The organism is Saprospiraceae bacterium, assembly GCA_016709995.1.
GTDB lineage: Bacteria > Bacteroidota > Bacteroidia > Chitinophagales > Saprospiraceae > JADJLQ01.
Genome location: JADJLQ010000003.1, coordinates 244,600 through 258,932 on the forward strand (window position 1 = coordinate 244,600; position 14,333 = coordinate 258,932).

Annotated in this window: 6 protein-coding genes; all 6 read left to right on the forward strand. The window is 41.3% G+C overall.

What is annotated here, in order from left to right; genetic code table 11:
- The first annotated feature begins 19 nt into the window (after positions 1-19).
- The 6 genes from IPJ09_20140 (at position 20) to IPJ09_20165 (ending at position 14,316) form a co-directional block, all read left to right on the forward strand.
- The gene (locus IPJ09_20140) at positions 20-2,446 is read left to right on the forward strand and encodes an ABC transporter permease (protein MBK7373702.1); all 2,427 of its coding nucleotides are present in this window, start codon (positions 20-22) and stop codon (positions 2,444-2,446) included.
- Between the two features lie 117 nt (positions 2,447-2,563).
- On the forward strand, positions 2,564-4,927 hold the full coding sequence (locus IPJ09_20145) for an ABC transporter permease (protein MBK7373703.1): 2,364 nt from the start codon (positions 2,564-2,566) through the stop codon (positions 4,925-4,927).
- On the forward strand, positions 4,920-5,624 hold the full coding sequence (locus tag IPJ09_20150) for a hypothetical protein (GenBank protein MBK7373704.1): 705 nt from the start codon (positions 4,920-4,922) through the stop codon (positions 5,622-5,624). The genes IPJ09_20145 and IPJ09_20150 overlap by 8 nt, the downstream gene beginning before the upstream one ends.
- Positions 5,625-5,972: 348 nt before the next feature.
- Positions 5,973-10,922 (forward strand): T9SS type A sorting domain-containing protein, encoded by a 4,950-nt coding sequence (locus IPJ09_20155; GenBank protein MBK7373705.1) that lies wholly within the window; start codon positions 5,973-5,975, stop codon positions 10,920-10,922.
- Positions 10,923-10,930: 8 nt separating this feature from the next.
- Positions 10,931-11,443: a T9SS type A sorting domain-containing protein gene (locus tag IPJ09_20160; protein MBK7373706.1), complete on the forward strand. Its 513-nt coding sequence runs from the start codon at positions 10,931-10,933 to the stop codon at positions 11,441-11,443.
- 32 nt (positions 11,444-11,475) lie between these two features.
- Positions 11,476-14,316, forward strand: a complete 2,841-nt coding sequence (locus IPJ09_20165) for a hypothetical protein (protein ID MBK7373707.1) — start codon at positions 11,476-11,478, stop codon at positions 14,314-14,316.
- Positions 14,317-14,333 lie beyond the last annotated feature (17 nt).

Here is a 14,333-nt window from a genome sequence, read left to right on the forward strand (position 1 = left end):
ATTTCAATTCTGAAAAATTATGTTTAAAAACGATTTCAAAATTGCATTCCGCAATCTATTAAAAAATAAGACCTATAGTTTGATCAATATATTTGGTCTTACCATTGGCACTTTGAGTTGTCTGTATATCATGCTCTATGTAGGAGATCAATATAGTTATGACAAGCACCATCCTCAGGCTGAAAATATATACCGGATTACTTCCACTTTGCAATTGCCAGGGGATAAGCATATTAATTCAACCGTATCTCCACCTACTGCACCGGCTATGAAAAGAGATTTTCCAGAGGTGATACAGTATACCCGGGTTGTACCTTCTTTAGGTGTTTCTCAATACATTTTACATTATAATGAAAGATCGGTGACCGAAAAATCAGCGGTGTTCGTTGACTCTACTTTTTTCAATGTATTTGCTTTTCATTTTACAAGAGGAAATGGTCAAAAGGCGCTTTTAGACCCTTATACCGTTGTATTGAGTAAATCATTATCAGATAAATTATTTGGTGATGAAGATCCATTGGGCAAACAAATAGAACTGGAATACTCTTATGATAAAGGTATATACACCGTACAAGGAGTCATTGATAATAGCTTGGGTAAGTCACATCTTAATGCCAATATGTATATCACAATGAATGGCGGTGGTATGGGAGGTTATGCGCGCACCAACGAATCCTGGGCCGGAAATAATTTTGCTTATTCTTATATAAAATTATTGCCTAATTCTGATGTAGTAGCTCTGGAAGAAAAGCTTCCAGCTTTTTTATCTAAATACGGGCAAGAGCAACTAAAAGCCCTAGGTATGGAAAAGCAACTTCACCTGCAGGAGGTAACTGGAATACATACGACAAAGGGATATGAAAATGAATTGGATAAAATAGCCAACCCCTCCTTTCTGAAGATTTTGATGTTGATTGCGGCCATGATCCAGATCATCGCATGCATCAATTTTATGAATCTTTCTACAGCAAGATCTACCAACCGGGCAAAAGAGGTAGGAATAAGAAAAGTGATTGGTGCAAGAAAATACCAATTGATCAGCCAATTTCTTTTCGAATCTATTTTATTATCATTTCTTGGCGTTATGATTGCCTTACCAATTTTGTGGCTTGCAGTACCTTATTTAAACGAAATTACACAGTCCGAAATTTCGATGCCTTATTTGTCAGATTATAGAATGTGGTCGATGGTGTTTGGATTAATAGTCCTTACAGGTATAATAGCTGGCAGTTACCCTGCATTTTATCTTTCAGCTTTTGAGGCAATCAAAGTGATAAAAGGAAATTTTACAAGTCATATTTCTGCACTTAATATTCGTAGATCTTTAGTCATAATTCAGTTTACCTTATCTATTGTATTGATTGCATCTATCATTGTAATCTATAGTCAACTCAATTATATCAAGCTTAAGGATCTCGGGTTTGACCCAAATCAGAAACTTGTATTTACATTACATACCAATGAGACGGTGAGTAAAAGTAAAGTATTTGCTGATGATCTGCGTAGCTTAGCAGATATCAAAGCTGTAAGCAGAACGGGATATTACCTTAGTCAGGCCATCCTTAATGATTGGACCTTTTATCTTTCTGGAGGTACCATGGCTAGTGGCCAAGTAGCCAATTTCATGCAGACTGACCAATATGTAACTCAAGCCAATGGAATAAAAATAATTAGTGGGAGAGATTTTAGGCTAAATGATTCTGGTAAAGTTTTGATTAACGAAACGATGGCGCATCGTTTAGGAATTAATATTGAATCAGCGCAGGGGACTTTCTTGTACTCAAGCCAGGGTAATGAGCAAGAAGTTATTAAATATGAGATCGCAGGTATCATGAAGGATTTTAACTTTAATTCTTTGCACGAGGATGTAAAACCTATATTGTTCATGTTTAATGACCATGATCCTTATTTAACAAATATTACAATTAGTACTCAAACATCTAATTATAAATCTTTATTGGCACAGATGGAAACCATTTGGAAGAAAAACTATCCGTCTATACCTTTTGAATATAGTTTTTTGGATGCAGAAGTGCAAAAAATGTACGAATCGGAAATTACGCTTTCCCGCATTATTAATTCATTTACAGGCATTGCAATTTTTATTTCATGCCTTGGTTTATTTGGATTAGCTACATTTAGTGCGGAAAACAGGAAGAAGGAAATTGGAATCCGAAAAGTATTGGGCGCTAAAGTAAGTGGCATTGCCACATTGCTTTCTAAAGATTTTGTTGTATTAGTGTTCATTGCCATTCTTGTTGCCACTCCTATTGCCTGGTGGGTCATGAATAAATGGTTGCAATCATTTTCTTATCGGGTAGATATAAAGTGGTGGATGTTTGCTATGGCCGGTATTATTGCGGCGATTATTGCTTTGGTCACAGTGAGTTTCCAAGCCATCAAAGCGGCCATAGCTAATCCGGTGAAGAGCTTACGAACAGAGTGAGTATGCTCACAATCCCGATCGAACTAACTTTAAATAAACAGTTTGAATCAGATGTCAGATGGCTGAGTCTGACGCTGAATGCTGACGCTGAATGCTGACTCTCAAATCTCAAATAATATGCTTAAAAATTTATACTCCATCTCTACACGCCACCTGTTTAAGAACAAAGTATTTTCTTTAATCAATCTGTCTGGTTTGACAATAGGGCTGGCTTTGTTTGTACTGATTATTAAATGGGTGCAGTATGAATACAGTTATAATGATTTTCATGTGGACGGCGACAGAATAGCATCGATTCAAACCAATAAATCTTTTACCAATGGCGAGATAGCTACTTTTCCAGCGGTTCCATCAGCCTTAAGTACAGCCTTGATGCGTGACTTTCCTGAGGTTCAATATGCCAGTACGACTTCCTGGGGCGACCAAAGACAGTTTTCGATCAATGACAAAGAGTTTGTTGAATATGGATTATATGTAAGCCCTGAGTTTTTAAAGGTTTTTTCTTTCCCTTTGATTCGAGGGGATGCAGACCAGGCTTTGGGTGAACCAAACACCATCATAATTAGTGAAAAGTTGGCCAGAAAATATTTTGGTGAGGAGGACCCAATGGGCCGTTCAGTATTGATTGAAAGGGATAAATCGTATAAAATAACAGGGGTTACTAAAGATATTCCAGCTAATGCCACTTTGACTTTTGATTTTTTAATGCCTGTTCAGGATTATTTTCGGGATTATGATTGGGTGAAGGAAAGTTGGGACAATAGTAATGTGAGAGCTTATGTAAAACTTCATCCCAATGTCGATAGGCTGGCGCTTGAATCTAAATTGCGAACCTATCTGCACAATAAATCAGAACAACAATTAAATTCTGACCTGATACTTTGGGATTTGAAAGATTGGTATTTGCGCCTTGATTTTAAAAATGGCCAATATGCAGGTGGTGGTAGAATCGTATATGTGCGACTATTTCTGATTATTGCTTTTTTTGTTCTGTTCCTGGCATGTATTAATTTTATGAATTTATCTACTGCTCAAGCCACACAAAGAGCCAAAGAAGTCGGAGTGAGGAAAGCGATAGGGGCAAGCAGATATTCATTGATCAAACAATTCATGGCGGAGTCTGTTTTTTTGGCCTTATTGGCTGGTGCCTTGGCCATCTTATTAGTACAATTGGTATTGCCTGGTTTCAATTCATTTCTGAGAAAAGATATTAGCATTGATTTGGGTGATTTGCAGCAGATGTTTTATTATGGGTGCATCATTTTAATTACGGGTATCATAGCCGGCAGTTATCCCGCCTTGGTATTGTCTGCGTTTCGTCCGATAGCAGTACTTAAATCTGCTTTTGTCCAAGCCACTGTCAGTACGGGTATGATCAGGAAGTCCCTGGTTGTCACTCAATTTGTAGTTTCAATCATGTTGATCATCAGCACCCTGTTGATTAGTCAGCAAATTGATTTTATCAAAAAGAAAAATCTTGGATTTAATGTCAATCAATTGGTGTGGTTCCCAAATAATATTCCGTTAGAAAAATGTGGTTTGGCTATGGAACAAATGAAAAGGATACCTGGAGTGGCACATGCAGCACAAGCATCTGTCACCTTTTCCATGGCAAACAATCGAACATCAGATGTGAGCTGGCCCGGAAAAGCTGAGGGCAATGATGTATTCTTTAATTTGATAGCCAGTAGTCATGAATTGGTTGAGACAATGGGTTTGTCCATCAAGGAAGGTCGATCTTTTTCACAAAAATTTGCTCAGGATACGGGCGCCTTTATTTTGAACGAAGAAGCAGTAATAAAAATGGGCCTTGTGGACCCCATAGGGAAAACAATCAGTACCCCGGGAGGTAGTGGTAAAATAGTTGGCATCGTAAAAGATTTTCATATGGAGTCCTTGCACAATCCGATCAGTCCAGTGCTCATCACCTGCAGGCCCGATTGGACCTGGCTGATGTATTGCAGGTTAAGTGGTAATGATGTGCAAAGCACACTCAAAGAAATCGAGTCAGTCTATCATCAGTTTGCACCTGGATTTATATTTGATTTTAATTTTCAGGACAAAGAATATGAAAGACTGTACAGGAGTGAGACCCAGGTTGGCACGCTGGTCAAATGGTTTGCAGGGTTTGCCATATTTATTTCATGCCTCGGATTGTTGGGTCTTACTTTATTTACCATAGAGAGAAAGGCTAAAGAAATCGGCATTCGAAAAGTATTAGGCGCGACCCTCAACAATATCACTAATATGCTTACTAGTGAATTTTTGGGTTTGATCTTTATATCCCTGATGATAGCTTCTCCTGTCGCGTATTATTTAATGACTAAATGGTTGGGAGGATTTGCTTACCGGATTGATATTGAGTGGTGGATATTTGCTTTGGCGGGCTCCATTACCATTGGTATTTCTGTGTTTACGATCCTGATTCAAGCCGTCAAGGCGGCGATGGCTAATCCGGTAAAGGCGTTGAGAAGTGAGTAGCTTCGACAGGCTCAGCTACAGGAAGACGACAGGCTCAGCTACAGGAAGACGACAGGCTCAGCTACAGGAAGACGACAGGCTCAGCTACAGGAAGACGACAGGCTCAGCTACAGGAAGACGACAGGCTCAGCTACAGGAAGACGACAGGCTCAGCTACAGGAAGACGACAGGCTCAGCTACAGGAAGCGACAGGCTCACACCAGGAGCACAGGCTCAGCTACAGGAAGACGACAGGCTCAGCTACAGGAAGACGACAGGCTCAGCTACAGGAAGACGACAGGCTCAGCTACAGGAAGACGACAGGCTCAGCTACAGGAAGACGACAGGCTCAGCTACAGGAAGACGACAGGCTCAGCTACAGGAAGACGACAGGCTCAGCTACAGGAAGACGACAGGCTCAGCTACAGGAAGACGACAGGCTCAGCTACAGGAAGAAGACAGGGCCAGCCACAGGAAGACGACAGGCTCAGCTACAGGAATACGACAGGCTCAGCTACAGGAATACGACAGGCTCAGCTACAGGAAGACGACAGGCTCAGCTACAGGAAGACGACAGGCTCAGCTACAGAAGACGACAGGCTCAGCTACAGGACTTTTTAAAAATCATACTGTCTTGAAGATTGCAAAAGCCCATGCAATGTTTACCGATTATAGGCCAATGATTTCAATGGTTGTTTATTTGAAATTTCTATCATGATTGCATAGATGGATAAGCTTATAATGCTGATAAGACACTCAAATGGTTAAGCGATAACTAGTGCCTGATTTTCTTTAATTTATAAATTTATATTTTTATCATAGTCTTATATATTCAACATTTTCATAATGTTTATATTTTCTAGATTTTTTTCATCCGATAAATAATGTAGTATGAAGTTCTTAACCTATTGTTAACTAACGTATTGTCAATTTAGTATGGTGCTAATGTCTAAAGAGCCAGCGCTCAATGGCTTGTTGTGTCACTTTCAGAGATTGAAGACGATTCTTTTGTTAGGATTTTTAACATATCTTGTTGCATTATTAACCAACCTAAAAACTAGTCTGGATGTCTCCAATACCGTATAGTAGTCCATCGCTGCGAGCATTCGTTTTAAGTGTTCTTGTTGTTTCGGTGGGTTTGATTCAGAGTAATTCAGGTTATGCTCAAAAGCAACTCGATTTCAATTATACCGGCAGGGTACAGTTGTGGACGGTACCTAGTTGTGTACAAAAAATAAAAGTAGAAGTGTGGGGAGCACAAGGAGGTGGCTCTTACGAATGTGATGAAAACGGTCCTTCCGTATTACAAGACGATGGAGGTCTCGGCGGCTACGCCAACGGTATATTGGATGTTATGGATGGTCAAGTATTATATCTATTCGTTGGAGGGAAAGGTAAGCCAGGCGCAAATGGATCTTTTGAAGGAGGCTGGAATGGTGGCGGAGATGGTGGCAACTATGGAGGTGGCGGCGGCGGTGCTTCAGACATCCGCACGATATTACATGATCTTGATTCCAGAAAGATAGTCGGTGGCGGTGGTGGCGGTGGCAATTCAGGTCACCCTGATCATGGAACCGGAGGAGCTGGAGGTGGCTTAATTGGTCAGACTGGCATTAGCTTATCCGTATTTTCACCGGGCGGCGGCGGCGGTAGCCAGGTAGCCGGTGGTCTAAAAGGATATTTGCCATCTTTTGATGGAATGTGGGCAGTCGGTGGCGGAGCTGGAAGTGGAGAAGATCAGTTTCATATAGCCGGCGGCGGCGGTGGCTGGTATGGGGGTGGCAGTGCCTATGCTTCTGGTGGAGGTGGAGGATCCTCCAATGTATGGTATGTATCCGATTCGAGTAGCGTAGCTGGTATCAGGAGTGGCAATGGCATGATCAGGATATCCTTGTTGGAGACGGATCAATGTGTCGCCTGCGAAGTTCAGTGTAAAAGCAATATTAATATCTCGATGCCTGTGAGTGAATGTTACAGGGTGATCAGACCAGAAGAGATATTATCCAAAGTAAATAGTGAGTGTACCACGTTTGGGTACGATGTATCTATATCCTATCCCTATGGCACTTCGACTTTAAATGGCAATGATGTTGATCGTTCGCATCTCGGTCAGACGCTGGTATTCAGGGTCAGTGACGGAGCAGGCCATAATTGTTGGGGCAATTTTAGAATAGAAGACAAGGCGGCTCCGGTGACCGCATGCAATGGTACTCAATACATCTCCTGTTATCAAATGAACAGACTTCTGGATACCCATACCCAGGCTGTCGACAATTGTTCTTCCAAAAGCAATGTAGCCATCACTAAAGTGACCTTTACAGATTTTGGCTGTGATGATCCGGCTTATTTAGGCAGGGTGTATCGCACGATCGTAGCCAGTGATACCTGGGGCAATTCAACATTCTGCTCTGATACCTTATATATTAGCAAAGACTCCATTGAGGAGACCCAGGCCCCTGACCTGATCAGTTTAAATTGTAAGGTAACCTGCCGTACCATCGCAGATGAAAGCATTCCAGATCAGCCTGATTATGAAGATATTCTGTTTTCCAGCAATGCTTCTGATCCTACTTATCCAAGTCCAGAGCTGCTGATGAAACTTCAAAAGCAAGATACCCTGCTGGGTGGAAAAAAATGTTTACCAGAATACCTTCATACCGTACCATATTTATTTGACAGTGTATTAGTATATGACGAAGGCGAATTTATCAAAATATGGCAGCAAATCGATCAATATCCTACCCACAATACCTTTTGTAAGATAGAAGTGAGTTATACGGATAAGATGGTGCCACTGTGCGGCGATGGCTCCAGTTTTAAGATTAGAAGAGAATGGTTGATCAATGACTGGTGCACCGGAGAAGAAAAGACCTTTGTCCAATATATTGAAGTGATCGACCATACTCCACCATTATTATTTATGCCCAATGGAGGTGTCAATCCTCGGGATGATCGGTTGTATTATAGAGCATTTACAGAAGTGCATTCTTGTGTCGCGACGGTAAATCTTCAACAGTTGGTAGTGATAGACTGTAGCAAAGAAATCAAGCAGACCTTCACTTCTTCTTACACCGATCCTGCCAACGCAAGTAAAGTCATCGTGCAAAGTGGCAATCTTCCTGGAAGGATCACCTTACCGGCAGTGCAGGGAGTATATGGAGTACGATGTCATGACATTTTCGTGACCTTGACCGATGCGTGTTACAATAAAAGAGATACCATGATCCAGGTATGTGTGATCGACGAAACGCCGCCTGAAGTCCTGGCTATAGAAGATACCAAAGTGACGGTCGACCCTGCTACGTGTTGGTCCCGGATCTATGCGCGGGATCTGGATAATGGAAGCAGAGATAATTGTTGTGATGTCCTTCATTTTGCGATAGCTGACATGGATTCTATTGTTGCAGCCCGCAAGTATGTGTATGATGCGATCATCGCCCAGTGCGGCATCGGGGACTATCATGCGACAAAAGAGTATTATGATTTTTACATCGAGGACTATGTGAGTTCTTATATATTCAAGGACTATCTCGATCTGACCGCCTGCAAACAGTATCAGATTGTACTCAGAGTATGGGAGGCCTGCGGTATCCCCCGCTTTGATCCGCATATCTGGCCTTGTTCAGAACATCAGTGGTATATGTATAATGTAGGCTATCCACGCAGCCATTATCGTGCAGATCATAACCTCAATTATGGATTTTCAAGGAATGCCAACTATGCCAAGTTTAAAGCACCAAAGGATTGCAATTGGCGCTATCCATTGATATTCTGTGACCCATTATTAAAAGATTGGTTTGCATTAGCAGGGCTGGATGATTACGAGACATATTATATCGGCGCTGGAGCCAAAGAATTGTGCAATTTCAGTTTTTATTGGCCGAGATTGGGCAATATGGCAGGTAGTTTTAGTGGATCTGGTATCGCTCCGGGCAATACCTGTTCCAGGATGTTGTGGAAAGATGCCATGGTGATGGTGACCGTCGAAGACAAAACACCCCCGGTGGCACAGGATCCACCAGATTTGTTTTGGTATTGTGATAATGTATCGACTACTGAATCGAATAAATACGAGTATGCGGAGTGCAAAGACCACGATTATGCTACTGATAATGCCAAAGACGGTACTTGTATAGATAGCAAAGGCAATCCATATAACGAAATAGAATGTGTCATCGAAAACGACAATATACTTACAGATGCCAAAGATGGGCTAGGCAAATCTTTTGGATGGTATGGTTGCAATGTATATGCAGTCACCCATGAAGACGAACACGGTACCAGTATTCCTTGTTCATCTGGAAAAGGCTCCTGGGCACCGGTATATTGCAGAAGCTGGTTATGCCTCGATGCCAATGATCAGGCTGGTCAGGTAGAAGCTAGCACAGCCTTTTATACACCAAGATTACACAGCGGTCCATTAGATAGTATAGACGCCGGAGCAGGCAGATTCTGGATCTGGGACAATTGTGCTATCGACGCCTCTAGTCTTACTGTCAAAGATGAGTCCTATGTAGATAAATGTAGCAATGGATGGCTGCTGAGGACCTGGACAGCAAAAGATCAGTGTGGCAATGAAGTATCAGTCAATCAAAAAATAGTCACTAGCCATCGATCCGATTTTGAAGTGGTGTTCCCTGCAGACAGGCTTACCTATTGTGATGCAGATGGTGATCTATCGCCGGATGTGTCCGGTAGGCCTCAGATCTCAGACGATGAATGTGAGCAAGTTGGAGTGACTTATACCGATGAAATATTTGATATTGGAGCCGCAGGCGGAAATCCCGAGCAGGGCCTCGGGATAGTGCCAGATGCCTGTTATAAAATCATACGTACCTGGAAAGTCATTGATTGGTGCAAGTATGACCCAAACAACCATGCTACAGACCCTGATATCATCGTCGATGATCGACTCGTAGCCGATACGGCTTCGCGTGCCTGTGTGTACAGAAATATCAAAGACAACGGGGATGGATATATGAGTTATGTTCAGATTATTAAAGTCATCGATACGATCGCACCGGTGATCACGACGAGGGATACGGTATTTTGCATTGATGACCTCACCTGCACCAAGTCAGATATTAATGTATTGTTTCAGGCTGTAGATAATTGCACGACTTCTGACCAATTTCAATATCGGTGGGAACTGGATGTCAACCCGACTTCATCTGACCTGACTAATAAATCATACAATAAAAACAGTATCTATACCCGAAGTGGACCAGGTGTAAAACAATTGACCCTGACACAACCTATTGGAGTTTCACTGGTCCATGTCATTGTCAGCGATCGGTGTGGCAATGAAGACACCAGTACCTTTGTTTTGACAGTCAAAGATTGTAAGCGCCCGACTCCTTATTGTTATAATGGTATCGTCACAGTCATCATGCCGAGCACAGGAGCCATCACTGTATGGGCTAAAGACCTGGATGCAGGCAGTTCGGACAATTGTACTTTGAAACAAAATCTCCGATTTAGTTTTTCAGAGGACAGTACAGAAGTTAACAAAGTGTTTACTTGCGATGATGTCTCTGGTGGTATCAGTCAAGCACATTTTGTAAATATATATGTTTGGGATGCTGCAGGCTTGTATGATCATTGTCAGACTTATATACTATTACAAGATGGAAGCGGCAATGCCTGTCTTGATGGATTTAGGCCTATTTCTCAACCTGCTAGTTTACATCAACAAGATAAGTCTAAACCGACTGAATTGATCTCAGGCTTTCCTGCAAGCCAAGGAAATTTAGCAGGATTTACTTTATTACAAAACAGACCCAATCCATTCAATGTCAGTACATTGATTGAATTTGGACTGCCTCAGTCATCACCGTATATATTAACTATCACCGATATCACGGGCAGGGTTATCAAGACCCTCAAAGGATCAGGACAAAAAGGATTCAATCAAGTCAAACTGGACGGAGCTTCGCTTCGTGGATCCGGTGTCTATTATTATTCACTTTCTTCCAATGGTCAGGTGGCCATCAAGAAAATGATCATCACCAATTAATCAATACCATGAAAAGTAAAATATGTACTTGTTTATTATTAACTGCCATGTGTAGCCTGATGGTGACTTTAGGCTATAGCCAGGTGGAGATAAAATCGCCCTCTGTGATAGGGGCTGCAGGTACCATTAGTAAAACAAATCATGTTACTTTAGAATGGACCTTGGGGGAAACTTTTGTACGAAGCAATATTATTCAGGATGCTTGGTATACTGAAGGGTATCATCAACCCATCTTATTGGTCAAGCCAGGCTCAAGTGTTGATAGACATCCTTTTGATATCCGCATTTTTCCTAATCCTGCATATCAGAAATTATTTGTAGAAATAAAAAGTGCAGTTTCGGAGCCAATCAAATTAAAACTAACTGATCTTGCAGGTAGAACCATTTTATTTCAAAATGCTCCAACCACTGCCGACCAGATCGAAATATCTATGGACAGGGTACCTCAAGGCATGTATTTCCTGTCCGTTGTAAATGATAGAGGTATTCAGTACGGAACATTTAAAGTCATCAAACAATAAGACATTTTTTAAGAATTAGAAATTATATCAAAATGAAAAAAATAGTATCCATCTTTTTTCTACAACTGATTGTGTTGGCAGGATTATATTCCCAAGTAGTGCCTAAGGGTATGAATTACCAGGCCGTAGCACGTAATCAAAAGGGCGAAATTTTAGCGGACCAAAACCTCAGCCTTAGGATTTATCTCTTTAGTGGGGATAATGGCCAGCGGATCAACCATTATAGCGAAGTCCATCAGGTAAAGACCAATGCGCTTGGTTTATTTGATATGATTATTGGGGAAGGCACGAAGGAGCAAGGTGAGTACGGTTTGGTACCCTGGAATCAGGAAAATATTTGGATGGAGGTGGCCATTAAAGATAGATCACTATCCGATTTTGCCACTGTAAGCAGTAGCAAATTATTGGCAGTCCCATATGCATTGCATGCCAATACCGCTGATCGGTTGGTGGTTCAAAAACCAACGACTTCCAGTTTTGCCCCACCGGAGCCTGGAGTAGTCTCTACAGAATGGTCTGTATTTGGTAATGCCAAGACTGATGCGAGTGGCAATCTCTATCGGATCAATTCTCTGGGCACTACTGACTTTGTAGACTTAATCATGATAACAGATAATGTAGAGAGACTCAGGATACTGGCTGGAGGTGATATTGTGACTAAACTCAATTTTGAAGTTGGCAAAAATCTCACAGTCAATGAGAATCTATATGTGCTTTTGAGTGCTACTATTTGTGATTCATTGATAGCTAAGAAAAATGTGCAATTGAATACAGCTGGAGGGTCGACTGTAAATCATGGTGCGTTCACCGTAGCAGATATGAGCCCAACCCTACTTTCAGGCATTCTGACAGTGGATAAGGCAACCTTATTGAACACTTCGCTTACAGTTCAGGGTCCCACCGATCTTAATAGCAGGCTGTTTGTTAATAAAAAGTCTCCTACTAAACTCACTGGTACACTGCAGGTAGATTCAATAGCTGACTTTAACAATCCTGTGAATGTTAATAATATGAGCCCTACTACGCTCACAGGTACGCTTAGAGTCGACAAATACGCTAATTTTCAGGACTCAGTAAGGATCACCTCCACTTATCAGACCGATACTGCAGGATTGTTTCCCACCGGATCATTGCAGACACTTGGCGGGGCCTATATAGGCAGAGACTTTTATGTAAAAGGAGTAGCCAAGTTTGGTGGACCGGTAGCTTTTGGAGGTGCAGTATCTATTTTTGATCAGACCCAATCAGTTGACCCAATGACTGGTGCTTTGAAAGTGTCAGGGGGTGTGGGTATTGGTAAAAACCTGAATGTGGGAGGTATGACTATGTTATATGGCATGACCAAAATAAAAGATCTAACACAATCTACTGATACGGCGACTGGAGCATTAAAAGTTCAGGGTGGAGTAGGAATTGGGCTTAATCTAAATGTAGGAGGTGCGTCCCGATTATTAAGCACGCTTATTGTCGAAGGAGCGACTACAATTAATAATACATTGGCTGTAACTAAAAATATTGGAGGAGGCTATGTGGCTTCTTTTCGAAATACCAATACCACAGTCGGTGCAAGCGGACCTCAAGGCATTTGTATTCAATTAGATCTGCCAATACCTGCAGAAGCAAATCATTTTATTACATTCAAGAATAGCTCAGGAACCCAAGTCGGTACGATTCAGGGACAGACTTTAGACGAATTACACAATTGTTGGTTTTATAAATCAGATCTGAAAGGGAAAATATATGATGTGACTTCAGGCGCTATTGATCTCATATTTGCAACTATAGATCTTGGACAAAACATTGCAAGGCAGATAGGTGCAGCTGCCTCTGTCAATGTTTGTGTTGGTCTTGGAGTGGTGGCTTGTCCTCCGATCATTTCTCTCATTGCAGCTGATGCAGTAGCACTTGGGTTATCAATCGCCCAGGAAATAGTGGTCATCGCTGATGTTGTGTTTGCCTCATATAACCTTGGAGATTTTTTGACTACCCGAGATAATTTTCAAGGAGTCACCTATACTGCAGGAGGTGCTGATTATGCAGAATATCTCAAAAAAGCCGATATCAATGAAATGTTTGAGCTCGGTGATATAGTTGGAGTAAAAGGAGGTGTCGTCTCCAAGGTGACCGATGGAGCTGATAAAATAATGGTAGTGTCCAATAAACCTATCATTTTGGGGAACACACCCGATCCAATAAATGAAAAAGCTTATGAGAAAATAGCTTTTTTGGGACAAGTTCCGGTGACAGTTTTTGGTAAAGTTAATTTGGGTGATTACATCATTCCTAATGGTATGAATAACGGAGTTGGTTATGCAGTTTCACCGAAGGACATTAAAGGGGAAGAAATTAGGAACATTGTTGGTATAGCTTGGTCTACTGCGGAAGACGCACTAAAAATGAACCTGGTTACAGTCGCAGTAGGATTAAATGTAAATGATAATCAAAAATTAGTGGATGACCTAAAACTAGAAATTGCGACACTTAAAAATGAAATGAATAGTAGTTATTCTCAACTGGCCAAACTGGTACCAGGTTTTGTTCCGCCAGCTTCGGCTGTATCAGCCAGTTTGACCTCCTCTTCAACTACAGCGATATCTAATCCTGGATCTGGGGGAGATATCGTCGACATTCCTTATGCCGAAGTTAAAAGAGAAGATATATTGAAAGGATTTGAAATGGCCAAAAATATTATGATTGAAAAGAAAATTAATATTGAAGATCATCCATTTTGGAAAAAATTCAATACTGAACCTGAATATAAAGAAATGTTAATCGTCAGCCTTCAGAAAAAATACAATGCAGCATTGAAACAAGCTAAAATGGATCAACAAGCCAAGATTCAAAAAAACCAAAATACTGGCTCAAAAGATTAGTTTTTTCTTTAATACGA

Bases quoted from the DNA above. Each gene is read 5' to 3' on its own strand.
- IPJ09_20140 (MBK7373702.1), top strand. From the start codon at position 20: ATGTTTAAAAACGATTTCAAAATTGCATTCCGCAATCTATTAAAAAAT.
- IPJ09_20145 (MBK7373703.1), top strand. From the start codon at position 2,564: ATGCTTAAAAATTTATACTCCATCTCTACACGCCACCTGTTTAAGAAC.
- IPJ09_20155 (MBK7373705.1), top strand. From the start codon at position 5,973: ATGTCTCCAATACCGTATAGTAGTCCATCGCTGCGAGCATTCGTTTTA.
- IPJ09_20160 (MBK7373706.1), top strand. From the start codon at position 10,931: ATGAAAAGTAAAATATGTACTTGTTTATTATTAACTGCCATGTGTAGC.
- IPJ09_20165 (MBK7373707.1), top strand. From the start codon at position 11,476: ATGAAAAAAATAGTATCCATCTTTTTTCTACAACTGATTGTGTTGGCA.